A 23,951-nucleotide genomic window follows, 5' to 3' on the forward strand; every position below is an offset into this window, starting at 1 on the left:
TCACCGGTCCGCGGATCATCACCGACGCCACCAAGGCCGAGATGAAGCAGGTCCTGGCCGAGATCCAGGACGGCACCTTCGCCAGGAACTGGATGGACGAGTACCACGGCGGTCTGAAGAAGTACAACGAGTACAAGCAGCAGGACTCCGAGCACCTGCTGGAGACCACCGGCAAGCAGCTGCGCAAGCTGATGAGCTGGGTCGACGAGGAGGCGTAAGCCTCGTGGCGGGGGCCGGGGCGTACTGCTCCGGCCCCTGTTGTCCACCCCGTCCAGCCCCGGACGGGTGATCCTTCCGCGGCGGCGCATTACGGCCACCGCCACGCCACTAGACTGCTGGACAACACGCGTCAGGCCCACAGCGTCGTGCGTCTTCCGCGGCTAGCCCCTCCACCGCCTGCGGCCGTCGGGACGGCCGTCCGCATTGGACTTGTGAGGACTCACGTGAGCTCGAAACCCGTCGTACTCATCGCTGAAGAGCTTTCGCCCGCGACCGTCGACGCGCTCGGTCCGGACTTCGAGATCCGGCACTGCAACGGAGCCGACCGCTCCGAGCTGATCCCGGCCATCGCCGAAGTCGACGCGATCCTCATCCGCTCGGCCACCAAGGTCGACGCCGAGGCCGTCGCCGCCGCGAAGAAGCTCAAGGTCGTCGCGCGAGCCGGCGTCGGCCTGGACAACGTCGACGTCGCCGCCGCCACCAAGGCCGGCGTCATGGTCGTCAACGCCCCGACCTCCAACATCGTGACCGCCGCCGAGCTGGCCTGCGGTCTCCTCCTCTCCACCGCCCGCAACATCCCGCAGGCCAACGCCGCGCTGAAGAACGGCGAGTGGAAGCGCAGCAAGTACACGGGTGTGGAGCTGGCCGAGAAGACCCTCGGCGTCGTGGGCCTCGGCCGCATCGGCGCCTTGGTCGCGCAGCGCATGTCCGCCTTCGGCATGAAGGTCGTCGCCTACGACCCCTACGTGCAGCCCGCGCGGGCCGCGCAGATGGGCGTCAAGGTGCTCTCCCTGGACGAGCTGCTCGAGGTCTCCGACTTCATCACCGTCCACCTGCCCAAGACCCCCGAGACCCTCGGCCTGATCGGCGACGAGGCGCTGCGCAAGGTCAAGCCCAGCGTGCGCATCGTCAACGCCGCCCGTGGCGGCATCGTCGACGAGGCGGCGCTGTACGCGGCGCTCAAGGAAGGCCGGGTCGCCGGCGCCGGCCTCGACGTGTACGCCAAGGAGCCGTGCACCGACTCCCCGCTCTTCGAGCTGGACCAGGTCGTGTGCACCCCGCACCTGGGCGCGTCGACGGACGAGGCCCAGGAGAAGGCCGGTATCGCCGTCGCCAGGTCCGTGCGCCTCGCCCTCGCCGGTGAACTCGTGCCGGACGCCGTCAACGTCCAGGGCGGTGTCATCGCCGAGGACGTCAAGCCGGGTCTGCCGCTCGCCGAGCGCCTCGGCCGGATCTTCACCGCGCTCGCCGGTGAGGTCGCCGTCCGCCTCGACGTCGAGGTCTACGGCGAGATCACCCAGCACGACGTGAAGGTGCTGGAGCTGTCCGCGCTCAAGGGCGTCTTCGAGGACGTCGTCGACGAGACGGTGTCGTACGTCAACGCGCCGCTGTTCGCGCAGGAGCGCGGTGTCGAGGTCCGGCTGACCACCAGTTCGGAGTCGGCCGAACACCGCAACGTGGTGACCGTGCGCGGCACGCTGGGCACCGGCGAGGAGGTGTCGGTCTCCGGCACCCTGGCCGGCCCCAAGCACGTGCAGAAGATCGTCGCGGTCGGCGACTACGACGTCGACCTCGCGCTCGCCGACCACATGCTGGTGCTGCGCTACGAGGACCGTCCGGGTGTCGTCGGCACCGTCGGCCGCATCCTCGGCGAGGCGGGCCTCAACATCGCCGGCATGCAGGTCGCCCGTGCGGCCGCGGGCGGCGAGGCGCTCGCGGTGCTGACCGTCGACGACACGGTGGCCCCCGGGGTGCTGGCCGAGGTCGCCGCCGAGATCGGTGCCACGTCCGCCCGCTCGGTGAACCTGGTCTGAGACCGCGTCCGGGGGTCGCGGCCCCCGGACCCCGCAGCGCCCCTGACAGGGGCCTGGTGCACGAACGCCGGACAGGCCGAGGAAGCTCGGCCTGTCCGGCGTTTCGTCGTCGTCCTACTTCTCGCCCTGCCCGGTCCCGGTCCCGGTCCTGCGCAGCGTCACCGCCGCACCCACCGCCGCGAGCGCCGTCAGCACCGCCCCGGCGATCGCCGCGCTCTGGAAGCCGCTGGTGAACGCCTCCCGGGCGGTGGCCAGCAGGGACTCACCGGCCCGGCCGGGCAGGTGCGCCGCCGTGACGAGGGCGTCGCCCAGCGTCTCGCGGGCCCCGGCCGGAGCGGTGGACGGCATCTCGTGGCGGTAGACCGCCGTACCGATGGAGCCGAGGACCGCCATGCCGAGCGCGCCGCCGAACTCGGTGCCGGTCTCCAGCAGGGAGGAGGCCGTGCCCGCCCGCTCCACCGGGGCGCTGCCGATGGCCAGGTCGACCAGCTGGGCCGAGACCGTGACCATCCCGCAGGCCAGCACGCCGGCCCCGGCCAGCACCAGCCACAGCGAGTCGGTGCCGACGCAGGCGAGCATCGAGAAACCCGCCGTCATGGCCGCGAAGCCGCCGGCGACGACGTGGCCCCGGTTGACACCCCGCTGGACGAGCTGTGCGGTGAGCGGACCGGCGAGGCCGATGAACACCGAGGGCAGCAGGCTCCACAGGGCCGCCGCCAGCGGGCTCTTGCCGAGGACCGACTGCAGGTACTGCGTGGTGAAGATGGCCGAGCCCATCATGGCGAGCGCGGCGACCAGGTTCAGCACCAGCGCCGGGGTGAAGCCGTGGGCCTTGAGCAGGGCCGGCTCGATCAGCGGTGAGGCGCCGGTGCGCTGCCGGTGGACGAACAGGGCCGCGAAGAGCAGGCCGACGACGAGCGAGACGACGTACTGCGGGTGCCAGCCCTCCGAGGGGATCTCCTTCACGCCGTAGATCACCGGGAGCACGGCGGCCATCGACAACGGCACGCTCACCCAGTCGAAGCGGCCGGGCCGGGGGTCCTTCGACTCGGGCAGCAGCACCGGGCCGAGGAGCAGCAGGAGCACCATGGCGGGCAGGTTGACCAGGAAGACCGAGCCCCACCAGAAGTGCTCGACCATGATGCCGCTCATCACCGAGCCGAGGGCGATGCCGCCGGTCATCACGCCGGACCACAGGCCGACCGCCTTCGCCCGCTGGGCGGGGTCGGTGAACATCGTGCGCATCAGCGCCATCGTGGACGGCATCAGGGTCGCGCCGCCGATGCCGAGGACCGCGCGGGCCGCGATCAGGGTCCCGGCGCTGTCGGCGTAGGCCGCGAGGAGCGAGGCGGTGCCGAAGGCGGCGGCGCCCATGAGCAGGAGCCTGCGGCGGCCGATGCGGTCGCCGAGCGAACCCATCGTCATCAACAGGCCGGCCAGGACGAATCCGTAGACGTCGAAGATCCACAGCTGCTGGGTGCCGCTCGGGTGCAGGTCCGCGCTGATGGCGGGGGTCGCGAAGTACAGGACGGAGACATCCATCGAGACCAGCAGCAGCGGCAGCATCAGTACGCCCATGGCGGTCCACTCGCGGCGCCCGGCACGGGCGGGGGTGGCGCCGTCGGCGCCGACGGGGGTGGTGGTGCTCGGCGAGTTCGTCATGCCGAGGACTCTAGGGATGTTTTAAACGCTTGTCTAGGACGCGCGTATAAGTCAGTTGTCTAGGACGGTTGTATGGATCCCGGGTAGGGTGGCCCCATGGGACACCGTGAGGATCTGCTCGAAGGCGCCAAGCGCTGCCTGCTGGAGAAGGGCTTCGCGCGCACGACGGCGCGGGACATCGTGAAGGCCTCGGGGACCAATCTGGCCTCGATCGGGTACCACTACGGCTCGAAGGACTCGCTGCTGGCGCAGGCCTACATCGAGCTGGTCGAGGGCATGTCCTTCGAGATCGGCGCCGGGATCAGCGGCGCCCCCGGTTCGCTGGAGCGGTTCCGGGAGGTGTGGTCGAACGTCGTCGACAGCATGCGGGAGCCGGGCTCGGTCTGGCGGCTCAGCGTGGAGATCATCGCGATGGGCGACCAACTGCCCGAGGTGCGCGACCAGTTGTCGCGCGCGCAGCGCGAGGCCGGCCGGGGCATGGTGGCGCTGCTGATGGGCGTGCCGGAGGAGGAGGTGTCGGACGAGACCGTCGACACCCTCGGCCAGTTCTATCTGACCCTGATGACGGGTCTCATCTCGCAGTGGACGTTCGACCCGAAGACGGCACCGGACGGGGCGGCGCTCGCGGCGGGCCTGCGGCAGGTCATGGAGGCGGCGCAGGCGGGGAGTTGAGGCCGGTGCGGGCGGCGGCCTGACCGTGCGGCCGCGCGCCTCCCGGCCGGCGGCCACGGCTTCCGTCGCGCCCCCACCGCGGTCTCCGGCGCCCGGCGGACGGCGACCCGCCCGGCGGACGGCGACCCGCCCGCTGGACGGCGACCCGCGCACCGGTCACAACCGCGCGCCGGTCACAACCGCGCCCGCTTCAGCGCCATGTGCAGCAGCAGCCGGTCCTCCCCGTCGTCCAGGTCCAGGCCGGTCAGCCGCTCCACCCGGGACAGGCGGTAGTACAGCGTCTGGCGGTGGATGCCCAGCTCGGAGGCCGCGCGCCCGGCCTGGCCCGCGCAGTCCAGGTAGACCTCGGCAGTGCGGGCCAGCTCCCGGTGGACGGGCGCGAGGAGCGGGCCGACCACACGGTCCTGGGCGGCCTCCGGCGGCAGCGCGGTCAGCAGCCGGTACGCCCCGATCTCCGCCCACTGGGCGACCGGTCCGAACCGCGGCTCGGCCAGCGCGGCCCGCGCGGCGGCCGACGCCTCCTGCCACACCGTGTCCAGCTCGGCGAGTCCGGTGCGGGGCTCGCCGATCCCCGCGGCGCAGCCGCCGGCCCGGGCCGGCGCGCCGGCTCCCGCGGCCACCGCCGCCGCCACCCGGGCCCCGGCGCCGCGCGCCGCGCCGCCCCCGGACCCACGGGCCCCCTCGGCCTCCTTCAGCAGCCGGGCGGCCGCCGCCAGCGCGGGCGTGCTGGTCTGCGTGGTCCGCAGCCGCACCAGCAGCGCGAGGCTCTGCCCGGTCGCCCCCCACGGCAGCGTGCACAGCGCCGTCGCGTGCGGGATCGTCCGGGCGGCGGGGGCGTCGTCCGGGTCGGCCGAGGGCCAGGGGGCGACACACACCAGGGTGAGGGGGCCGTCGGCGCGGGGCCCGAGGGCGGTGCGCAGGTCGGCCACCGCCATGTCCCGCTGCCAGCCCCGCTCCGTGGTGAGCACCGCCCGCAGCTCCCGGCTCAGCCCCGCCCCGGCCTCCGCCTCGTCGGCGAGGAGCGCGCCGATCCGGTCCGCCACCTCCATCGCGGCGGCCAGCTGCGCGTCCGTCGGCCCGGGATCGCCGTCCAGGAGCCAGACGTAGCCGAGGACCACACCCCGATGGCGTACCGGCAGACAGATCCGGCCGCGGTAGACCCCGGCCTCCGGGCTCGGCGGGATCCGCACCGGAGCGGTCGCGCGGGTGATGCCGAAGCCCTCGAACCAGGCGCGGACCGTCGCCGTGGAGCGCCGGGTCAGGATCGAGCGGGTGCGCACCGGGTCCAGCGCCGAGGCGTCCAGCTCGTCGTCGCTGTCGTACGCACCGAAGGCGATCAGTTCGAAGTCGCGGTTCTCCAGGGTCGCGGGGGCGCCCAGCAGCTCCGAGATCTCGTCCACCAGCTCCTGGTGGTCCGCCTTGTATTCCGCCGCCACTCGGGCATTCTCCCCCATTCCCCGGCGCCCTTCATACATCTGTCTGAGATCCCGGGCAGGGATGCGTGACAGCTGTCGATGGCCGACGATCGGAGCGTTCCATAGGTTTCACGGTGGTTCTCCGTGCTGTACCCGAATGGTCGGGTTACGGCCTCTTTCTGGCTTTGTTGTGGAGGTGCCCCGTGCTGGGTCCCGTGATTCTCGCCGCGTCGCGCAGCGACCGGATGCGACGCCTGATCTCGGCGGCCCCGGTCACCAAGCAGGTCGTCGACCGCTTCATCCCCGGCGAGACCGTGGCCGACATCGTCCCGATCATCAGGGACCTGACGGCCAAGGGTCTGGAGCTGACGATGGACGTCGTCGGCGAGGACATCACCACCCCCGAGCAGGCGGCAGCCGCCCGCGACGCCTACCTGGCGCTGATCGACCACCTCAAGGAGCTGGAGCTCGGCGAGCGGGTCGAGATGTCCGTGAAGCTGTCGATGTTCGGCCAGGCGCTGGACGGCGGCCACGAGCTGGCCCTCGCCAACGTCCGCCCGGTCGTCGAGGCCGCCGCCGCCATCGGCACCACGGTCACCCTGGACGCCGAGGACCACACCACCCTGGACTCGATGTTCGCCATCCACGAGGAGCTGCGGAAGGACTTCCCGCAGACCGGCTGCGTCATCCAGGCCTACCTGTTCCGCACCGAGGCCGACGCCCGCCGCCTGGCGGAGTCCGGCAGCCGCGTCCGCCTGGTCAAGGGCGCCTACAAGGAGCCCGCCGAGGTCGCCTACCAGCAGAAGCACGAGATCGACAAGGCCTACGTGCGCATCCTGAAGACGCTGATGGAGGGCGAGGGCTACCCGATGATCGGGTCCCACGACCCGCGCCTGATAGCCATCGCCCAGGAACTGGCCCACAAGGCCGGCCGTAAGCTCGACGAGTACGAGTTCCAGATGCTGTACGGCATCCGTGGCGAGGAGCACCTGCGGCTGGCCGCCGAGGGCCACCGCATGCGCGTCTACACCGCCTACGGCACCGACTGGTACGGCTACTTCATGCGCCGCCTCGCGGAGAAGCCGGCCAACCTGCGCTTCTTCGTCCGCAGCATGATCACCAAGGGCTGAGCCCGAACACCCGCTCACGTACAAGGAGTCAAGGATCTCATGGACGCTGTGACCCAGGTCCCCACCCCCGTCAACGAGCCGGTGCACGGCTACGCCCCCGGCTCGCCCGAGCGCGCCCGGCTGGAGGTCAAGCTCAAGGAGCTGGCCGAGAACCCCATCGACCTGCCGATGACCATCGGCGGCGAGAAGCGGATGGGCGGCGGCGAGCCGTTCCAGGTCGTCCAGCCGCACAACCACAAGGCCGTCCTCGGCACCCTGCGCCACGCCACCCGGCAGGACGCCCAGGACGCCGTCGACGCGGCCCTGGCCGCCGCGCCGGCCTGGCGCGCGATGTCCTTCGACGACCGCGCGGCGATCATCCTGCGCGCCGCCGAGCTGCTGGCCGGCCCGTGGCGCGAGACCATCGCCGCCTCCACCATGCTGGGCCAGTCCAAGACCGCCCAGCAGGCCGAGATCGACAGCCCCTGTGAGCTGGTCGACTTCTGGCGCTTCAACGTCCACTACGCCCGCCAGATCCTGGCCGAGCAGCCTCCGGCGAACTCCCCGGGCGTGTGGAACCGCCTGGACCACCGCCCGCTGGAGGGCTTCGTCTACGCGATCACGCCGTTCAACTTCTCGGCGATCGCGGCGAACCTGCCCACCGCCCCGGCCCTGATGGGCAACGTGGTGGTCTGGAAGCCGTCCCCGACCCAGACCCACGCCGCCGTGCTGCTCATGGAGCTGCTGGAGGAGGCGGGCCTGCCGAAGGGCGTCATCAACCTGGTCACCGGCGACGGCATCGCCGTCTCCGAGGTCGCCCTGAACCACCGCGACCTGGCCGGCATCCACTTCACCGGCTCGACCAAGACCTTCCAGCACCTGTGGAAGACGGTCGGCAGCAACATCGAGAAGTACCGCTCCTACCCGCGTCTGGTCGGCGAGACCGGCGGCAAGGACTTCCTCGTCGCGCACCCGTCCGCCGACCGCGCCGTCCTCAAGACGGCCCTGACCCGCGGTGCCTTCGAGTACCAGGGCCAGAAGTGCAGCGCCACCTCCCGCGCCTACATCCCGGCCTCCATCTGGAACTCGGGCTTCAAGGAGGAGTTCGCGGCCGAGGTCGACTACCTGACCATGGGTGACGTCACGGACCTGTCGAACTTCCTCGGCGCCGTGATCGACGACCGTTCCTTCGCCAAGAACAAGGCCGCGATCGACCGCGCCAAGGCGGACCCGGCCTGCACGATCGTCGCGGGCGGCACCTACGACGACTCGGTCGGCTACTTCGTCCGCCCGACCGTCATCGAGTGCACCGACCCGGAGAACGAGGTCTTCACGACCGAGTACTTCGGCCCGATCCTCGCCGTGCACGTCTACGAGGACGACGCGTACGACGAGATGCTGACCCAGATGGAGTCGGTGTCGGACTACGCCCTCACGGGTTCGGTCATCTCCAACGACCGCGCCGCGGCGGCGTACACGATGGAGAAGCTCCGCTTCGCCGCGGGCAACTTCTACATCAACGACAAGTCGACCGGCGCCGTGGTCGGCCAGCAGCCGTTCGGCGGCGGCCGCGCCTCCGGCACCAACGACAAGGCCGGTGCCCCCCAGAACCTCCAGCGCTGGACGCTGACCCGCGCCATCAAGGAGACCCTGGTCGCGCCGACCGACTACGGCTACCCGCACATGGGCTGACCGGCCCCGCGAGCACGGCCCGGGAAACCCGACATCCGAGCGGGCCTCCCGGGCCGTTCCCATGCGCCGCGACGGCCGCCGTACGGCCGTCGCGGCGCATGCGCTCCCTCGGCGGGAGGACCTCCGAACGCGCGAAGGCCCAGCTCAGGGCGGTGTGGCGCAGTGCGCCGTCTCAGATAGTAGGAAGTCCGAGTAATTGGGCAGACAGACGCGGGCCGTTCCCTTAGTTTGGGAGGAGCCGAACGTCTCGCTCGATCCAGCGAATGGCGGTCGTGAGCCGGGCCCTGTGCAGGCAACCCCTGCGGCCGACGCTCCCCGCCCCTTCCGGCGTCTCGTATCCCTCACTGCCGTGCTCCGCGTTCTGCCGAAGGAGTCGATTCCCATGGCCGAGACGACCGTCCGCCCCCGAGTCCGCCACATCACCCGCTCGAGCGAGTCCGAGCGCAAGAACGCCGCCGCCGCCCTCCAGCGCGCCCTGGACCGCCGGGACAACGGCGGCGAGACCGGCCACTGAGCCGGACCGCCGGCCGCGAGCCGCACCCGCACGGGGTGCGGCACGGCCCCCCGCCGCGCCGCGACGCCGGCGGCCGGTCATCCGGCGCGCCGTGCTCCCCGGCGGCCGGTCACCTGCCCCGCCGCACCTCGAAGTGGTCGATCCGACGCCCGTTCTGGGCCAGTGCCGACACCGCGAGCCGAGGTGAGGTGCCCGCCCGGACCTCCACCGAGAGCAGCGAGAAGCCGGTGTAGCGGACCCGGGACCACTCCACCGTCTCCGACGCGCGGCCCCCGCCCTTCCCCCAGACGAAGGTCGGCACGGCCCCGTGCCGGGTCACGTGCCCCTCGTAGCTGTCCTTGACGCCCGAGGGGAAGGAGTACAGGTCACGGCCGCCGCCGCCCGCCGTGACGTACACCGTGCCGTCCCGGGTGGGGTCGGTGGAGCCGCCGACGGGCACCGCCCGGCCGATCCGTCCGGCCCTGATCGCGTCCGTGCGCTCGTACACGTGGTTGTGGCCGTTGATCACCAGATCCACCTGGTGCTTCGCGAACAGCGGCAGCCACTCCCGCCGTACGCCCCCGTCCGAGGCGTGCTGCGAGGTGGAGTAGGCGCAGTGGTGGAAGAAGACGACCAGGAAGTCGATGCCGTGGGTGGCGCGCAGCCGCCGCAGTGTCCGGTCGAGCCAGGCCGTCTGCCGGCCGCCGGTGTGCCCGAGGTTGGCGGGGATCTCGTAGGACACGTCGTTGGCGTCCAGTGCGACGAAGGCGGCGTTGCCGTAGGTGAACGCGTACGCGCCCGGCGTGCCGTGCGGGTCGAAGCCCGTCTCCGGGAGGGAGAAGCGGGCCAGCTGGCCGCCGTAGCCGTCCGGCGAGTACCAGGCCTCCATGTCGTGGTTGCCGGTCGTCACCATCCAGGGCACGGACCGCGCGACCGGCTCGTTCTGCTTCAGGAACAGGTCCCAGAAGGCGGGATCGTAGCCGTCCGACTTCCGGCCGGTGCCGTTGGCGTCGGCGTAGCAGATGTCGCCGGCGTGCAGGTGGAAGGCCGGCTTCTGACGCAGCAGCACGTCGTCGTTGGCGTGTGCGGCCCGGCTCACGCCCTGGTCGCCGAAGGCGGTGAAGACGAACCGCCCGGGACGGGCGGGCGCCGTGCGGAAGGAGGTGATGGCCGCGCGATGGGCGGAGGCGGTGGGGTCCCAGCCGTCGTGGCCGACGCCGTAGTAGTAGGTCGTGCCGGGCGTGAGGCCGGCCACGGCCGCGTGCACGTAGTACTGCTCCAGTGCGGGCCGCACCCCCTGCGCCGCGGGCGTGTGCAGCGGGCGCAGTTCGGCCGCGACGCGGTGTCCGAGGTCGTCCGGGCGCAGACCGACGCGCACGTACGGCCGCTTCACCGCGGACGGCACCTGCCAGGAGATCCGCATCCCGGTCCTGGGATCGGAGCCGAAGGCGAGATGGCGGCCGAACGGCAGGACCGCCGAACCCGGCGCCCGTGAGGTGGCCGGGTCCGGCCTGCCGGCGGACGCGGTGCCGCAGCCGGCCAGCAGGCCGCCCGCCACCGCGCCCGCGGTCACCAGGGTGCGGCGCGGGAGCACACGGGTGCGCAGGTACTCGTACTGCTCGGCCATGCTCAGCCGCTCGGCGAGCGGGTGCGGGATGCCGACGTCAGGGGTCTCCATGACAGGGAATCTTCCACCGGAGCACAACACCCTTGCCACATACGGGTGAACAGGAACCGACAGGCTGACGCCGGCACCCGTCCGGGTGTCCGCATGGCGGACTAGGTGTGTCATCCCATGGGACGAGGAGTAGGGTGCCGGGCATGTCTCGCAGCATCAATCTCGCAGTGATCCCCGGTGACGGCATCGGCCAGGAGGTCGTGGCCGAGGGTCTCAAGGTCCTCTCCGCCGTCCTGCCGCAGGATGTGAAGCTGGAGACCAAGGAGTACGACTTCGGCGCCCGCCGCTACCACGCCACCGGTGAGACCCTCACCGACGGCGACCTGGAGCAGCTCAGGCGGCACGACGTCATCCTGCTCGGCGCGATCGGCGACCCGTCGGTGCCGTCCGGCGTCCTGGAGCGCGGTTTCCTGCTCAAGCTCCGCTTCGCCTTCGACCACCACGTCAACCTGCGCCCGTCCAAGCTGCTCCCGGGTGTCGCCACCCCGCTCGCCGGCCAGCCGGAGATCGACTTCGTCGTCGTCCGCGAGGGCACCGAGGGCCCGTACACGGGCAACGGCGGCACGATCCGCAAGGGCACCGAGCACGAGGTCGCCACCGAGGTGTCCGTGAACACGGCCTTCGGTGTCGAGCGCGTGGTCCGCGACGCCTTCGCCCGTGCCCAGGCCCGCCCGCGCAAGAAGCTCACGCTGGTCCACAAGAACAACGTGCTGACCTTCGCCGGGCACCTGTGGACGAACGTCTTCAACCGGGTGGCCGAGGAGTTCCCCGAGGTCACCACCGACTACATCCACGTCGACGCGGCGACGATCTACCTCGTCACCGACCCCGGCCGCTTCGACGTCATCGTCACCGACAACCTCTTCGGCGACATCATCACCGACCTCGCCGCGGCCGTCTCCGGCGGCATCGGCGTGGCCGCCTCCGGGAACATCAACCCCGGCCGGGAGTTCCCGTCCATGTTCGAGCCGGTCCACGGCTCGGCCCCGGACATCGCGGGCCAGGGCAAGGCCGACCCCACCGCCACCGTCCTGTCCGTCGCCCTGCTGCTGCGCCACCTCGGCTACGACGCGGAGGCCGACCGCATCGACGCGGCGGTCGCCGCCGACCTGACCGAGCGCGTCGGCAAGCCGGCCCGCTCCACCTCCGAGATCGGCGACGCGCTCGCCGTACGCGTAGCCGGCTGACCCGCCGCTCTGCCTCCAAGCCGCCGGGTCGCTACCGCACCCGGCGGCTTTTCCTGTGCCTCGCCGGGTGCCACCATCAACCCTGGGCCGCATCACCCTGGATCCGTCCGTCGCCGGCGCCCGCGCGATAATCGAACGCGGGGCCGCGACATGAGGGAATGCTCGGACGTCCTAGCACCGACGACCGGCAGTACAGGCGTGAGCGCGGCCCGTCACTACAACCGGTGAAGGACACCACTGATGACGACGCCCACGATCGAGCTCAAGCCGTCCGCCAGCCCGCTCGCCGCCTCCGAGCGCGAGGCGATCCTGGCCAACCCGGGGTTCGGCCGCCACTTCACCGACCACATGGTGACGATCAGGTGGACCGAGGGCCGTGGCTGGCACGACGCCCAGCTCGTCCCGTACGGCCCGATCTCCCTGGACCCCTCCACCCACGTCCTGCACTACGGCCAGGAGATCTTCGAGGGGCTGAAGGCCTACCGCCAGCCCGACGGCTCGATCGCGCTGTTCCGCCCCGAGGCCAACGCCCGCCGCTTCCGCACCTCCGCCCGCCGCATGGCCATGGCCGAGCTGCCCGAGGAGCTGTTCATCGCCGCTCTGGACGCGCTGCTCAGCCAGGACGCCGACTGGGTCCCGCCGCACGGCGGTGAGGAGTCGCTGTACCTGCGGCCGTTCATGTTCGCCACGGAGGCCGCGCTCGGCGTCCACCCGGCCAACGAGTACCTGTTCATGCTGATCGCCTCCCCGTCCGGCGCCTACTTCGCCGGCGGCGTGAAGCCGGTCACCATCTGGGTCTCCGAGGACCACGTCCGCGCCGTCCCGGGCGGCACCGGCGACGCCAAGACCGGCGGCAACTACGCCGCCTCCCTGCTCCCGCAGGCCGAGGCCGCCGCGCACGGCTGCGACCAGGTCGTCTACCTCGACGCGGTCACCCGCACCAAGGTCGAGGAGAGCGGCAGCATGAACGTCGCCTTCGTCTACGGCGACCGGATCGTCACCCCGTCGCTCACCGGCTCCATCCTGGAGGGCATCACCCGCGACTCCCTCCTCCAGGTCGCCCGCGACCTCGGCTACACCGCCGAGGAGGGCACGGTCACCCTGGAGCAGTGGCGGGCGGACGCCGCCTCCGGTGCCCTCACCGAGGTCTTCGCGTGCGGCACCGCCGCCGTGGTCACCCCGATCGGTCACGTCAAGACCAAGACGGACCAGTGGACCCACGGTGACGGCACGCCCGGCCCGGTCACCCAGCGGCTGCGGGAGGCCCTGCTCAGCATCCAGCGCGGCATGACCGAGGACAAGCACGGCTGGATGCACCGCGTCGGCTAGGCGCCGCGCCATGAAGGAGCCCGGGCCGGCCGGCCGTCCCCGGCCGGCCCGGGCCGACTGTGGGTGTCCCGGGGTCAGCCCCCGGCGGCCACCGTGGTGGCCGGCTCGGCGGGCTCCCGCGCCGTGACCGTGGGGCCGGCGCCGCGTGCGCTCAGCAGGAGATAGACGACCCCGCCGACCAGCCCCGACAGCAGGAAGCTGCAGTCCACCCCGCCGGTCAGGTGCAGCAGCGGACCCTCGTACGACGGCAGCGACACGGCCAGCAGGCCGACCACCGCGCCGGCCGCCCAGGCGGTGGCGGCCTGTACGTTCCAGCCCGCCCGGTACCAGTAGATCCCGCCCCGCGAGCGGCGGTTGAAGACCTGGAGGGCGTCGGCGTCGTACACCCCGCGGCAGCGGACGAAGCCGATGAGGGTGATCACCGCCCACGGGGTGCCGACGGCGGTGAGCAGGAGCACGAAGGAGGTCATCGCCGACTGCGCGTTCCAGGCGTAGTGGCCGGCGAAGACGCAGGCGGTGGCCACGACGGCGACCGTGTAGGTGGCGCGGGCGCGGGAGGCGCGGGGCAGGATCGCGTCCAGGTCCAGGCCCATGGAGTACAGCATCAGGCCCGCGTTGCCGACCGAGCCGGCCGAGGCGGACAGCAGCAGCGGCACCAGGTACCAGCCGGGGGAGGCGGAGACCAGCGGGCCCGCGTAGTCGGTGGCCGCACGGGCGGCGTACGCGGTGAACGTGCCGAACAGCTGGGGCACCAGCAGGCCGAGGACCAGTCCGAGCCAGGTGGCGTGCAGAACCTTGCGGCTGGAGTGGCGGGTGGGGGAGATGTAGCGCGTGTAGTCGCCGAGCAGGGTGATGAAGGCGACGGGCCCGGACAGTCCCGCCGCCACCGCCGCCAGGAACCAGGTGGGCCAGAACGACCCCAGCAGGTAGCCGCCCGCTTCCGGCAGCGCGCCGGTGCCGAAGTGCGGGGCGTAGGCGAGGACGCCCAGGAGCAGCAGGGCCGTCATGCCGACGGCCAGCACCCGGGACATGGCGAGCAGCACGCGGTAGCCGTAGACCGCGCCCGCGACGGTCGCCGCGGCGAGCACCGCGTAGACGAGGGCGTACGACACACCGTCGGCCGGCACCCCGAAGAGCCGGCCGAGAACGCCCAGCATCACGTCCCCGCCGATCCACACCGTCAGCGCGGTGTAGCCGAGGGCTAGCAGCAGTCCGACGACCGAGCCGACCAGCCGGCCGCGCACGCCGAACTGCGCGCCCGAGGAGGTGGAGAGGTTGGTCGCGGTGCGCAGGGAGACCAGCGCGAGCGGGGCCGTGAACAGGGTGCCGATCACCGTGCCCGCCGCGATGGCGCTCACCGACGCCCACCAGCCGAGCCCGAAGGACGGCGGCAGCCAGCCGAAGATGATCACCCCGAGGCAGAGGTTGGAGCCGAGCAGGATCGACACGAGGTCACGCGGACCACTGGTCCGCTCCGGCTCCGGGATGGTGTCGACTCCGTGCTGTTCTATCGGCATGGCTGGTCTCCTTCGACGGCCGCCTCGGGGTTAGAGCGACGTTCAATGTGACGTGAACCCCCGGTTCCGGTCAATGCTTCTGTTTCATGAATTCTCTGTTTAGAGTGATGTTCTAACTTTGGGAAGACAAGGAGGTGCCGCGTCGTGAGACTGACCCCAACGGAACGTGACCGGCTGCTGCTCTTCGGAGCCGCCGAGCTGGCCCGGGCCCGCCGGGCGCGCGGCCTCCGGCTCAACGTGCCGGAGGCCACCGCGCTGATCGCGGACACCGTCTGCGAGGCCGCCCGGGACGGCAGGCGGCTCGCCGAGGCCATCGAGGCGGCCCGCTCGGTGCTCGGCCCCGAGGACGTGCTCCCGGGCGTCGCCGACGTCGTCACCGAGGTGATGGTCGAGGCCGTCTTCGACGACGGCTCCCGCCTCGCGGTCGTCTCCGACCCCATCGGCTGGGGGTCCCCCCGCGAAGCAGGGGGAGGCCTGGGCGAGCGGGCGCCGGGCGCGCTGCTGCCCGGCCCCGGGCACGCCGACCCCGAACCGGTCGTCCGGCTCCGCGTCACCAACACCGCGACCGTGCCGGTCTCCGTCACCTCCCACTTCCACTTCTTCGAGGCCAACCCGCGCCTCGACTTCGACCGCCGCAGCGCCTACGGCATGCGCCTCGCCGTGCCCGCGGGCTCCTCGGTCCGGTTCGGGCCGGGCGAGAGCGAGGAGGTCGGGCTCGTACCCGTGGGCGGCGAGCGGATCGCGATCGGCTTCGCCGGACTCGTGGACGGGCCGCTGGACGCGCCCGGAGCCCGCGAGGAAGCCCTGCGCCGGGCCGCCGCCTGCGGATATCTCGGTGTCACGACGGAAGGAGACCGGCGATGAGCCGCTCGAAGGGACGCGAGGTGAGCCGGTCGATCCATGTCGACCCCCACGCCTACGCGGCCACCCACGGCCCCCGCGCCGGCGACCGCATCCGTCTCGGCGACTCCGGTCTGACCGTCCGCGTCGAGTCCGACGCCCAGAAGTACGGCGACGAGTTCCTGGCCGGCTTCGGCAAGACCGCCCGCGACGGACTGCACCTGAAGGCCGCCGCCGTCCGCGAGACCTGCGACGTCGTGATCAGCAACGTCGTCGTGATCGACGCGGCGCAGGGCATCAGGAAGGTGTCCCTCGGCATCCGCGAGGGGCGCATCTGCTCCATCGGGCGGGCCGGCAACCCGGACACCCTGGACGGGGTGGACGTCGTCGTCGGCACCGGCACCTCGATCGTCTCCGGAGAGGGCCTGATCGCCACCGCGGGCGCCGTCGACACCCACGTCCACCTGCTGTCCCCGCGCATCATGGAGGCGTCCCTCGCCTCCGGCGTGACCACGATCATCGGGCAGGAGTTCGGCCCCGTGTGGGGCGTCGGCGTCAACTCGCCCTGGGCGCTGCGCCACGCCTTCAACGCCTTCGACGCCTGGCCCGTCAACATCGGCTTCCTGGGCCGGGGTTCGTCGTCCCACGAGGCGCCCCTGATCGAGGCCCTGGCCGAGGGCGGGGCGAGCGGCTTCAAGGTGCACGAGGACATGGGCGCCCACACCCGTGCCCTGGACACCGCGCTGCGCGTCGCCGAGGAGCACGACGTCCAGGTGGCCCTGCACAGCGACGGCCTGAACGAGTGCCTGTCGGTCGAGGACACCCTCAGGGTGCTGGAGGGCCGCACGATCCACGCCTTCCACATCGAGGGCTGCGGCGGCGGACACGTGCCCAACGTGCTGAAGATGGCCGGCGTGCCGAACGTCATCGGCTCCTCCACCAACCCCACCCTGCCCTTCGGGCGGGACGCGGTCGCCGAGCACTACGGCATGATCGTCTCCGTCCACGACCTCAAGACCGACCTGCCCGGTGACGCGGCCATGGCCCGCGACCGGATCCGGGCCGGCACGATGGGCGCCGAGGACGTGCTGCACGACCTGGGCGCGATCGGCATCACCTCTTCCGACGCCCAGGGCATGGGCCGCGCCGGTGAGACGGTCCGCCGTACGTTCGCCATGGCCGGCAAGATGAAGGCGGAGCTGGGCCCCATGGAGGGCGACGGCGAGGGCGACGACAACGCCCGTGTCCTGCGCTACATGGCCAAGCTGACCATCAACCCGGCCCTCGCGCACGGCCTCGCCCACGAGGTCGGCTCGATCGAGGTCGGCAAGCTCGCCGACATCGTGCTGTGGCGCCCCGAGTACTTCGGCGCCAAGCCGCAGCTCGTCCTCAAGTCCGGCTTCCCGGCGTACGGCGTGGTCGGTGACCCCAACGCGGCCACCGACACCTGCGAACCGCTCGTCCTCGGCCCCCAGTTCGGCTCGTACGGCGCCACGGCCGCGGACATCTCCGTCGCGTTCGTCGCCCGGGCCGCCGTCGACCAGGGCAACGACACGATGCCCACCCGCCGGCGCCGGGTCGCCGTGCGCGGCACCCGCGGGATCGGCCCCGCCGACCTGCGGCTGAACGCCCGCATCGGAGCGGTCGACGTCGACCAGCGCACCGGCCTCGTCACCCTCGACGGCGACCCGCTCAGCTCCGAGCCCGCCGACTCCGTCTCCCTCAACCGCCTCTACTTCCTCTGAGAACCCGGGAATGCACATGACCACGCCCGCCGCCGACGGCTTCCGGATGCCCGCCGAGTGGACTCCGCACGAGCGCACCTGGATGGCCTGGCCCAGCCCCAATCCCACCTTCGACGACCCGGAGGACCTCCGCCTCTCCCGCCTCGCCTGGGCCTCGGTGGCCCGCGCCGTCCACCGCTTCGAGCCGGTGACGGTCGTCTGCGGCCCCGGTCAGTCGGCCGACGCCCAGGCACTGCTCGGACCGGGCGTGGACACCGTCGAGCGCGAGCTGGACGACGCCTGGATGCGGGACATCGGTCCCACCTTCCTGACCAGTGACAAGGGCGAACTCGGCGCCGTCGACTGGACGTTCAACGGCTGGGGCGCCCAGGACTGGGCACGCTGGGAGCACGACTCGAAGATCGGCGCGTACGTCTCCGACCTCGCGGGCGCGAAGACGTACACCTCCCAGCTGGTCAACGAGGGCGGCGCGATCCACGTCGACGGCGAGGGGACCGTCCTGCTCACCGAGACCGTGCAGCTCGGCCCCGAGCGCAACCCGCACTGGTCCAGGGAGGAGGTCGAGGCCGAGATCCACGCCCACCTCGGCACCAGCAAGGCGATCTGGCTGCCCCGCGGTCTGACCGGCGACTACCCGCCCTACGGCTTCGGCACCCTCGGTCACGTCGACATCGTCGCCGCCTTCGCCCGCCCCGGCGTCGTGGTCGCGCACCACCAGCCGGACCCGGCCCACCCCGACCACGAGGTCACCAAGGAGGTCATCGGCCTGCTGAAGTCGGCCACCGACGCCCGGGGCCGCAGGCTGGAGGTCGTCGAGGTGCCCGCCCCGACCGTCCTGGAGGCCGACGGCCACTGGGCCGACTACTCCTACATCAACCACTACATCTGCAACGGCGGCGTCGTGCTGTGCGGCTTCGACGACCCGCGCGACGAGATCGCCGCCGGGATCTTCCGCCGTCTCTTCCCCGAGCGCACGGTGACCCTGGTGGACGCCCGCACGATCTTCGCGGGCGGCGGCGGCATCCACTGCATCACGCAGCAGCAGCCGAAGGTCCGGTGACGCGGACGTTCAGGTAGAACATACGGGTGAACGTCCTGGTGTGCGCGGCCCCCGGCCGCCGTCTCAGCGAGCCGCCGCGCCCGCTGCCCCCCGAGCTGCCCGAACGCCCCGCCTGTCACGGGACGGCGAACGCCGACGGGTCGCGGCACGCGCTGTCCGCCGGGCCGCGGGACACCCGCGCCGTACGGGTGGTGCCGGCATGACCGACGCTCCGCCGCCGCGCCGCCGCACCCCCGCCCCGCCCCGCGAGGACGTCCTCGCAACCGCCATGGACATGATCGCCGAGCGCGGTCTGGAGAAGCTCACCATGGCGGGGCTGGGCCGCGAGGTCGGGATGAGCAGCGGGCACCTGCTGTACTACTTCCACTCCAAGGACGAACTGCTGCTGCGGACCCTGGAGTGGAGCGAGGGCCGGCTCGGCGCCGAACGGGGCCGCCTGCTCACCGCGCCCGGAACCGCCCGCGAGCGCCTCGCCGCCTACGTCGACCTGTACGTGCCCGACGGCCACCGCGACCCGCACTGGACGCTCTGGCTGGAGGTCTGGAACCGCTCGCAGAACGCCGACGACGACGCGCGGGCCCGGCAGGCGGCCATCGAGGGCGCCTGGCACCGCGACCTGGTCGCCCTGGTCGCCGAGGGCGTCTCGCGGGGGGAGTTCCGGGCGGTGGACGCGGACCGCTTCGCGACGAAGCTGCGTGCGCTGCTGGACGGGTTCTCCATCCACGTCGCCATCGGGCTGCGCGGTACCGACCGGGAGCGAATCCTGGCGCATGTACGGGAGTTCATCACCGACGGCCTTCTGACGTCCGACGCCCCGTCGCCGTAGGAGCACCTGTCACCCGGTGAAGGAATCGTTCACTCCGCCTCCGGGCAGGTAACGGCCCATGGGACGACAACACTGGAAGAAGATCTGGGTCGGCTCCGCCGGCAACATGGTGGAGTGGTTCGACTGGTTCGTGTACGCCAGCTTCGCCACCTACTTCGCGGGAGCGTTCTTCCCGAGCGGCAACCCCACCGCCCAGCTGATGAACACCGCCGGCATCTTCGCCGTGGGCTTCTTCATGCGGCCCGTGGGCGGCTGGCTGCTGGGCAGGGTCGGTGACCGCAAGGGCCGCAAGGCGGCGCTGACCCTGACCGTCTCGCTGATGTCGGCGTCGGCGGTCCTGATCGCCGTGGCCCCGACCTACGCGGTGGCCGGCTACGGCGGCGCGCTCGTCCTGCTCGTCGCACGCCTGCTCCAGGGACTGTCGGTGGGCGGCGAGTACGCGGCCAGCGCCACCTATCTGACCGAGGCGTCGGACCCGGCCCGGCGCGGCTTCGCCTCCAGCTTCCAGTACGTGTCGATGACGGCCGGCCAGATCGTCGGCCTGGGCCTCCAGATCGTCCTGCAGCGCACCATGTCCGACGACGCCCTGCACAGCTACGGCTGGCGCATCCCCTTCGTCGTCGGAGCCCTCGGCGCGGCGGTCGTCTTCTACCTGCGCCGCAGCATGCTGGAGACCGAGGTGTACGCGGAGGACACCTCGCACGCCGAGGAGCGGGGCACACTGCGCGCCCTGTGGCGGCACAGGCGGGAGGCGTTCCTGGTCGTCGCCCTCACCATGGGCGGCACGGTGGCCTACTACACGTACACCACCTACCTGACCAAGTACCTCTCCAACTCCGCGGGACTGTCCAAGGAGACCGCCACCCTCGTCTCCTTCACCGCGCTGATCGTCTTCGCCGCGCTCCAGCCGCTCGCGGGCGCCCTGTCCGACCGGATCGGCCGGCGCCCGCTGCTCATCACCTTCGCGGTCGGCTGCACCGTCCTCACCGTCCCGGTCATGACCCTGCTCCGGCACGTCGACGGCTACTGGCCCGCCCTCGGCCTCGCGCTGCTCGCGCTCGTCGTGGTCACCGGCTACACCTCCATCAACGCCTGTGTGAAGGCCGAGCTGTTCCCGACCGGCGTGCGCGCGCTCGGTGTGGCCCTGCCGTACGCCGTCGCCAACGCGCTCTTCGGCGGCACCGCGGAGTACGTCGCCCTGTGGTTCAAGAAGGGCGGCATCGAGTCCGGCTTCTACTGGTACGTGGCCGCCTGCGCCGCCGTGTCCCTGGTGGTGTACGTCACCATGCGCGAGACGAAGGACCTGGATCTGGCCCGGGTGCGGGCCACCGAGGAGGACGGGGAGTCCAGTCTGACGACCGCATCCTGAGACGGGCGGTGAGCCGGGGGCGGCACTGTGCCAGACTGCCCCCGTGTTCTCGTTCGCCATGATTATTGGCAGCAGGCGCGCCGGTCCGCAGTGACCACCTCGTACGACCAGGTGCGGGTGGCCACCGTCGTCCTCGACCCGCGCGCAGACCTCTCGCACCCGCGAGGGGTTTTTTCGTTTTCCGGCCCACCTTCAGCCGGGAGCGGAGCGCGAGGGAGTATTGGGGGGACGGTGGAGCCGGTCATTCCGGTAAGACCGAAGATTCACAACAGGAGCCTTGAGACCATGACCGAGACGGCAACCAGCGAGCTCGACGACTCGTTCCACGTCTTCGACACCACGCTGCGCGACGGCGCGCAGCGCGAGGGCATCAACCTCACCGTCGCGGACAAGCTCGCCATCGCCCGGCACCTGGACGACTTCGGCGTCGGCTTCATCGAGGGCGGCTGGCCCGGAGCGAACCCCCGCGACACCGAGTTCTTCGCCCGCGCCCAGGCGGAGATCGAGTTCCGGCACGCCCAGCTGGTCGCCTTCGGCGCCACCCGCCGGCCCGGCGCCAAAGCCGCCGAGGACCCCCAGGTCAAAGCGCTGCTGGAGTCCGGCGCACCGGTGATCACCCTGGTCGCCAAGTCGCACGACCGGCACGTGGAGCTGGCGCTGCGCACGACCCTGGACGAGAACCTGGAGATGGTCCGCGACACCGTGTCGTACCTGAAGGACCAGGGCCGCCGGGTCTTCATGGACTGCGAGCACTTCTTCGACGGCTACCGCGCCAACCCCGAGTACGCCAAGGCGGTCGTCCGTACCGCCGCCGAGGCCGGCGCCGACGTCGTCGTCCTCTGCGACACCAACGGCGGCATGCTCCCCGCCCAGGTGCACGCGGTCGTCTCGACCGTCCTCGCCGACACCGGCGCCCGGCTGGGCATCCACGCCCAGGACGACACCGGCTGCGCGGTCGCCAACACCCTGGCCGCCGTGGACGCGGGCGCCACCCACGTGCAGTGCACGGCCAACGGCTACGGCGAGCGCGTCGGCAACGCCAACCTGTTCCCGGTGGTCGCGGCCCTGGAGCTGAAGTACGGCAAGAAGGTGCTGCCCGAGGGCAGGCTCCGCGAGACCACCCGCATCTCCCACGCCATCGCCGAGGTCGTCAACCTGACGCCGTCCACGCACCAGCCGTACGTGGGCGTCTCGGCCTTCGCGCACAAGGCCGGTCTGCACGCCTCCGCCATCAAGGTCGACCCGGACCTGTACCAGCACATCGACCCCGAGCTGGTCGGCAACACCATGCGCATGCTCGTCTCCGACATGGCCGGCCGCGCCTCGGTCGAGCTGAAGGGCAAGGAGCTGGGCATCGACCTGGGCGGCGACCGCGAGGTGGTCGGCCGGGTGGTCGAGCGCGTGAAGGAGCGGGAACTGCGGGGGTACACCTACGAGGCCGCCGACGCCTCCTTCGAACTGCTCCTGCGCGCCGAGGTCGAGGGCAGGCCGCTGAAGTACTTCGAGGTCGAGTCCTGGCGGGCCATCGTGGAGGACCGGCCCGACGGCACCCACGCCAACGAGGCCACGGTGAAGCTGTGGGCCAAGAGTGAGCGGATCGTGGCCACCGCGGAGGGCAACGGCCCGGTCAACGCGCTGGACCGCGCCCTGCGCGTGGCGCTGGAGAAGATCTACCCGCAGCTCGCCAAGCTGGAGCTGGTGGACTACAAGGTCCGCATCCTGGAGGGCAAGCACGGCACGTCGTCCACCACCCGCGTGCTGATCTCCACCTCCGACGGCTCGGGCGAGTGGGCCACGGTCGGCGTCGCGGAGAACGTCATCGCCGCCTCCTGGCAGGCCCTGGAGGACGCGTACACGTACGGCCTCCTCCGCGCGGGCGTGCAGCCGGCCGAGTAGGCCACAGTGGAGGCATGACCTCACACGCGAGTGACGTGCTGGCCAGGGCCCGCGTGGCGACCCGGCTGCCCGCGCGGGACCTGGACCGGGCCCGGCGCTTCTACGCCGAGAAGCTCGGCCTGCACCCGGTGGACGAGCGGCCCGGCGGGCTGCTGTACCGGTGCGCGGGCGTGGACTTCGTCGTGTTCCGCTCGACGGGGGCCTCGCCCGGCACCTTCACCCAGATGGCCTTCGAGGTGGACGACATCCAGGCGGCCGTCACCGAGCTGCGCCGCCGGGGCGTGGTCTTCGAGGAGGTCGACGCGCCCGGCTTCCGCACCCGGGACGGCATCGCCGAGATCGATGGCAACTATCCGAGCAAGGGCGCGCGCGGCGAGTACGGCGCGTGGTTCCGGGACAGCGAGGGGAACCTGCTGGGGATCGGCGAGCTGATCCTGTGAGGCTCAGGGCGCCCGCCAGATGTTGTCGAAGGCGATGTTCTCGATGCGGCGCCGCTCGCGTACCGCCTCCAGCTCCGTGACGGCGTCGCCGACCGCCACCAGCACGGTGACGACCTCTTCGTCGCCCGGCTCGGGCGCGGCCGGCCGGTCGTCCGGGATGCCCAGGGTGGAGGCGAGGGCCGCCAGCACGGGCTCGTGCGACCACCAGCGGTCGGCGGCGTGCCGGCGGGCGGGGGTGTCGGCCTTGGGGTCGTCCCGGTCGCGCAACGCCAGCCAGTGCCGGCGCTTGCCGGTGAGCTGCCCCTCGGCCTCCAGGACGTCCCGGTAGGCCGTGGCCAGCCCCTGCCCGCGCCGCCACAGCCAGTCCTCGACCGTCTCGTACGGCTCCGTGCGGACCAGCGCGGCCCCCGCCTCGTCCAGCAGCCGGTCACCCGTCGTCAGCACCGGCCCCGGCACGATCCGCCCGTCCGCCAGGGTGAGCGCCCGGGCGCCGAGGAGGTCGATCAGCTCGGCCCCGGCCAGCGCCAGGGACAGGTCCCCCTGCTCGACGGGCTCCTCGCGGGGGATGTCCAGGCTGACGAGGAACAGGTCCTGCGGTGTGGTCATGGGGGCTCCAGATCTCGCCAGGGGTCAGGAACGGCCCGGATCGTTCGGGTGGGACTCCAGCGGGGTGACGGTGAGACTCATCCATGGCCGCAGCGGCAGCGTACCGAGCACCTCCTCGTGCAGCTGCGCCTCGTCGTCGGCGCGCCAGACGCCGATGCTGCGCAGCTCGCCGACCGGGCGCCACAGGCGGGCCAGATGGCCGGTGGCGGCCAGTTCCCGGGCCCGGACGGCCTCGGCGGCCCGGCGCCGGGCGACCTCTTCCTCGGTGGTGCCCGCGGGCACCGAGGTGGTGATCTCGACCAGGAACTCGCGCATCGTCCGCTCCTCGGCGCGTGGGTGGGTCCGGCCGGGGGCCGGTCCCCCTCATCGTCCCCCAGCCGCC

General features: G+C 71.9%; 21 protein-coding genes and 1 pseudogene. 16 read left to right on the plus strand and 6 right to left on the minus strand.

The window, feature by feature from the left end:
- Both AB0B40_RS33140 and serA read left to right on the plus strand, forming a co-directional pair.
- A pseudogene (locus AB0B40_RS33140) lies at window positions 1-218 on the plus strand (ketol-acid reductoisomerase); the annotation flags it as partial.
- Window positions 219-443: 225 nt separating this feature from the next.
- Window positions 444-2,033, plus strand: coding sequence for a phosphoglycerate dehydrogenase (serA, locus tag AB0B40_RS33145; protein ID WP_345051126.1), 1,590 nt, complete (start codon window positions 444-446; stop codon window positions 2,031-2,033).
- 114 nt (window positions 2,034-2,147) lie between these two features.
- Here serA and AB0B40_RS33150 read toward each other — a convergent pair whose 3' ends face one another.
- Window positions 2,148-3,695: an MFS transporter gene (locus AB0B40_RS33150; RefSeq protein ID WP_345051124.1), complete on the minus strand. Its 1,548-nt coding sequence runs from the start codon at window positions 3,693-3,695 to the stop codon at window positions 2,148-2,150.
- 96 nt (window positions 3,696-3,791) lie between these two features.
- Here AB0B40_RS33150 and AB0B40_RS33155 point away from each other — a divergent pair, with 96 nt between their 5' ends.
- Window positions 3,792-4,367, plus strand: coding sequence for a TetR/AcrR family transcriptional regulator (locus AB0B40_RS33155; RefSeq protein ID WP_345051121.1), 576 nt, complete (start codon window positions 3,792-3,794; stop codon window positions 4,365-4,367).
- 173 nt (window positions 4,368-4,540) lie between these two features.
- Here the strand turns inward: AB0B40_RS33155 and AB0B40_RS33160 are convergent, their stop codons facing one another.
- Window positions 4,541-5,821 (minus strand): helix-turn-helix domain-containing protein, encoded by a 1,281-nt coding sequence (locus AB0B40_RS33160; RefSeq protein WP_362267213.1) that lies wholly within the window; start codon window positions 5,819-5,821, stop codon window positions 4,541-4,543.
- Between the two features lie 164 nt (window positions 5,822-5,985).
- On the opposite strand from AB0B40_RS33160, the gene AB0B40_RS33165 reads away from it, so the two are divergent.
- From AB0B40_RS33165 to AB0B40_RS33175, 3 genes are all read left to right on the plus strand, one after another.
- Window positions 5,986-6,912 carry a proline dehydrogenase family protein gene (locus tag AB0B40_RS33165; protein ID WP_345053658.1) on the plus strand — a complete coding sequence of 309 codons (927 nt, stop codon included), beginning with the start codon at window positions 5,986-5,988 and terminating at the stop codon, window positions 6,910-6,912.
- 39 nt (window positions 6,913-6,951) lie between these two features.
- A complete protein-coding gene (pruA, locus tag AB0B40_RS33170; RefSeq protein WP_345053656.1) occupies window positions 6,952-8,583 on the plus strand; it encodes an L-glutamate gamma-semialdehyde dehydrogenase in 1,632 nt (543 codons plus the stop codon).
- A gap of 382 nt (window positions 8,584-8,965) precedes the next feature.
- Entirely contained in the window at window positions 8,966-9,097 is a 132-nt protein-coding gene (locus tag AB0B40_RS33175; RefSeq protein WP_345053653.1) for a hypothetical protein, read from the plus strand.
- Between the two features lie 109 nt (window positions 9,098-9,206).
- On the opposite strand, the gene AB0B40_RS33180 is transcribed toward AB0B40_RS33175, so the two are convergent.
- Window positions 9,207-10,754: a metallophosphoesterase family protein gene (locus AB0B40_RS33180; RefSeq protein ID WP_362267216.1), complete on the minus strand. Its 1,548-nt coding sequence runs from the start codon at window positions 10,752-10,754 to the stop codon at window positions 9,207-9,209.
- A gap of 143 nt (window positions 10,755-10,897) precedes the next feature.
- On the opposite strand from AB0B40_RS33180, the gene AB0B40_RS33185 reads away from it, so the two are divergent.
- Together AB0B40_RS33185 and AB0B40_RS33190 are read left to right on the plus strand one after the other, a co-directional pair.
- Window positions 10,898-11,941 carry a 3-isopropylmalate dehydrogenase gene (locus AB0B40_RS33185; protein ID WP_345053648.1) on the plus strand — a complete coding sequence of 348 codons (1,044 nt, stop codon included), beginning with the start codon at window positions 10,898-10,900 and terminating at the stop codon, window positions 11,939-11,941.
- Window positions 11,942-12,181: 240 nt separating this feature from the next.
- Entirely contained in the window at window positions 12,182-13,270 is a 1,089-nt protein-coding gene (locus tag AB0B40_RS33190) for a branched-chain amino acid aminotransferase (RefSeq protein ID WP_345053646.1), read from the plus strand.
- Between the two features lie 74 nt (window positions 13,271-13,344).
- On the opposite strand, the gene AB0B40_RS33195 is transcribed toward AB0B40_RS33190, so the two are convergent.
- Window positions 13,345-14,787 carry a cytosine permease gene (locus AB0B40_RS33195; RefSeq protein WP_362267218.1) on the minus strand — a complete coding sequence of 481 codons (1,443 nt, stop codon included), beginning with the start codon at window positions 14,785-14,787 and terminating at the stop codon, window positions 13,345-13,347.
- 144 nt (window positions 14,788-14,931) lie between these two features.
- On the opposite strand from AB0B40_RS33195, the gene ureA reads away from it, so the two are divergent.
- The 8 genes from ureA (at window position 14,932) to AB0B40_RS33235 (ending at window position 22,963) form a co-directional block, all read left to right on the plus strand.
- On the plus strand, window positions 14,932-15,651 hold the full coding sequence (gene ureA, locus AB0B40_RS33200; RefSeq protein ID WP_362267220.1) for an urease subunit gamma: 720 nt from the start codon (window positions 14,932-14,934) through the stop codon (window positions 15,649-15,651).
- A complete protein-coding gene (locus AB0B40_RS33205) occupies window positions 15,648-17,372 on the plus strand; it encodes an urease subunit alpha (protein WP_345053639.1) in 1,725 nt (574 codons plus the stop codon). Before ureA ends, AB0B40_RS33205 begins: the two co-directional genes overlap by 4 nt.
- 16 nt (window positions 17,373-17,388) lie before the next feature.
- On the plus strand, window positions 17,389-18,432 hold the full coding sequence (locus AB0B40_RS33210) for an agmatine deiminase family protein (RefSeq protein WP_345053638.1): 1,044 nt from the start codon (window positions 17,389-17,391) through the stop codon (window positions 18,430-18,432).
- 26 nt (window positions 18,433-18,458) lie between these two features.
- The gene (locus AB0B40_RS33215) at window positions 18,459-18,635 is read left to right on the plus strand and encodes a hypothetical protein (protein WP_345053635.1); all 177 of its coding nucleotides are present in this window, start codon (window positions 18,459-18,461) and stop codon (window positions 18,633-18,635) included.
- A complete protein-coding gene (locus AB0B40_RS33220) occupies window positions 18,632-19,258 on the plus strand; it encodes a TetR/AcrR family transcriptional regulator (RefSeq protein ID WP_345053633.1) in 627 nt (208 codons plus the stop codon). The genes AB0B40_RS33215 and AB0B40_RS33220 overlap by 4 nt, the downstream gene beginning before the upstream one ends.
- Window positions 19,259-19,316: 58 nt before the next feature.
- The gene (locus AB0B40_RS33225) at window positions 19,317-20,627 is read left to right on the plus strand and encodes an MFS transporter (RefSeq protein WP_362267221.1); all 1,311 of its coding nucleotides are present in this window, start codon (window positions 19,317-19,319) and stop codon (window positions 20,625-20,627) included.
- Window positions 20,628-20,912: 285 nt separating this feature from the next.
- Window positions 20,913-22,523 carry a citramalate synthase gene (gene cimA / locus AB0B40_RS33230; protein ID WP_345053629.1) on the plus strand — a complete coding sequence of 537 codons (1,611 nt, stop codon included), beginning with the start codon at window positions 20,913-20,915 and terminating at the stop codon, window positions 22,521-22,523.
- 14 nt (window positions 22,524-22,537) lie between these two features.
- Window positions 22,538-22,963, plus strand: coding sequence for a VOC family protein (locus tag AB0B40_RS33235; RefSeq protein ID WP_345053626.1), 426 nt, complete (start codon window positions 22,538-22,540; stop codon window positions 22,961-22,963).
- Between the two features lie 3 nt (window positions 22,964-22,966).
- On the opposite strand, the gene AB0B40_RS33240 is transcribed toward AB0B40_RS33235, so the two are convergent.
- Window positions 22,967-23,569 carry a GPP34 family phosphoprotein gene (locus AB0B40_RS33240; RefSeq protein WP_345053624.1) on the minus strand — a complete coding sequence of 201 codons (603 nt, stop codon included), beginning with the start codon at window positions 23,567-23,569 and terminating at the stop codon, window positions 22,967-22,969.
- Window positions 23,570-23,593: 24 nt separating this feature from the next.
- Window positions 23,594-23,884, minus strand: coding sequence for a muconolactone Delta-isomerase family protein (locus AB0B40_RS33245; RefSeq protein ID WP_345053622.1), 291 nt, complete (start codon window positions 23,882-23,884; stop codon window positions 23,594-23,596).
- Between the last annotated feature and the right edge of the window lie 67 nt (window positions 23,885-23,951).

Origin of the sequence: Streptomyces sp. NPDC042638 (assembly GCF_040647235.1) — a bacterium.
In the GTDB taxonomy this organism is placed as follows: domain Bacteria; phylum Actinomycetota; class Actinomycetes; order Streptomycetales; family Streptomycetaceae; genus Streptomyces; species Streptomyces rameus.

Coding starts and splice junctions, on each gene's coding strand:
- AB0B40_RS33150 (WP_345051124.1), bottom strand. CDS start 3,695: ATGACGAACTCGCCGAGCACCACCACCCCCGTCGGCGCCGACGGCGCC.
- AB0B40_RS33155 (WP_345051121.1), top strand. CDS start 3,792: ATGGGACACCGTGAGGATCTGCTCGAAGGCGCCAAGCGCTGCCTGCTG.
- AB0B40_RS33160 (WP_362267213.1), bottom strand. CDS start 5,821: ATGGGGGAGAATGCCCGAGTGGCGGCGGAATACAAGGCGGACCACCAG.
- pruA (WP_345053656.1), top strand. CDS start 6,952: ATGGACGCTGTGACCCAGGTCCCCACCCCCGTCAACGAGCCGGTGCAC.
- AB0B40_RS33175 (WP_345053653.1), top strand. CDS start 8,966: ATGGCCGAGACGACCGTCCGCCCCCGAGTCCGCCACATCACCCGCTCG.
- AB0B40_RS33180 (WP_362267216.1), bottom strand. CDS start 10,754: ATGGAGACCCCTGACGTCGGCATCCCGCACCCGCTCGCCGAGCGGCTG.
- AB0B40_RS33185 (WP_345053648.1), top strand. CDS start 10,898: ATGTCTCGCAGCATCAATCTCGCAGTGATCCCCGGTGACGGCATCGGC.
- AB0B40_RS33190 (WP_345053646.1), top strand. CDS start 12,182: ATGACGACGCCCACGATCGAGCTCAAGCCGTCCGCCAGCCCGCTCGCC.
- AB0B40_RS33195 (WP_362267218.1), bottom strand. CDS start 14,787: ATGCCGATAGAACAGCACGGAGTCGACACCATCCCGGAGCCGGAGCGG.
- AB0B40_RS33205 (WP_345053639.1), top strand. CDS start 15,648: ATGAGCCGCTCGAAGGGACGCGAGGTGAGCCGGTCGATCCATGTCGAC.
- AB0B40_RS33210 (WP_345053638.1), top strand. CDS start 17,389: ATGACCACGCCCGCCGCCGACGGCTTCCGGATGCCCGCCGAGTGGACT.
- AB0B40_RS33220 (WP_345053633.1), top strand. CDS start 18,632: ATGACCGACGCTCCGCCGCCGCGCCGCCGCACCCCCGCCCCGCCCCGC.
- AB0B40_RS33225 (WP_362267221.1), top strand. CDS start 19,317: ATGGGACGACAACACTGGAAGAAGATCTGGGTCGGCTCCGCCGGCAAC.
- cimA (WP_345053629.1), top strand. CDS start 20,913: ATGACCGAGACGGCAACCAGCGAGCTCGACGACTCGTTCCACGTCTTC.
- AB0B40_RS33235 (WP_345053626.1), top strand. CDS start 22,538: ATGACCTCACACGCGAGTGACGTGCTGGCCAGGGCCCGCGTGGCGACC.
- AB0B40_RS33240 (WP_345053624.1), bottom strand. CDS start 23,569: ATGACCACACCGCAGGACCTGTTCCTCGTCAGCCTGGACATCCCCCGC.
- AB0B40_RS33245 (WP_345053622.1), bottom strand. CDS start 23,884: ATGCGCGAGTTCCTGGTCGAGATCACCACCTCGGTGCCCGCGGGCACC.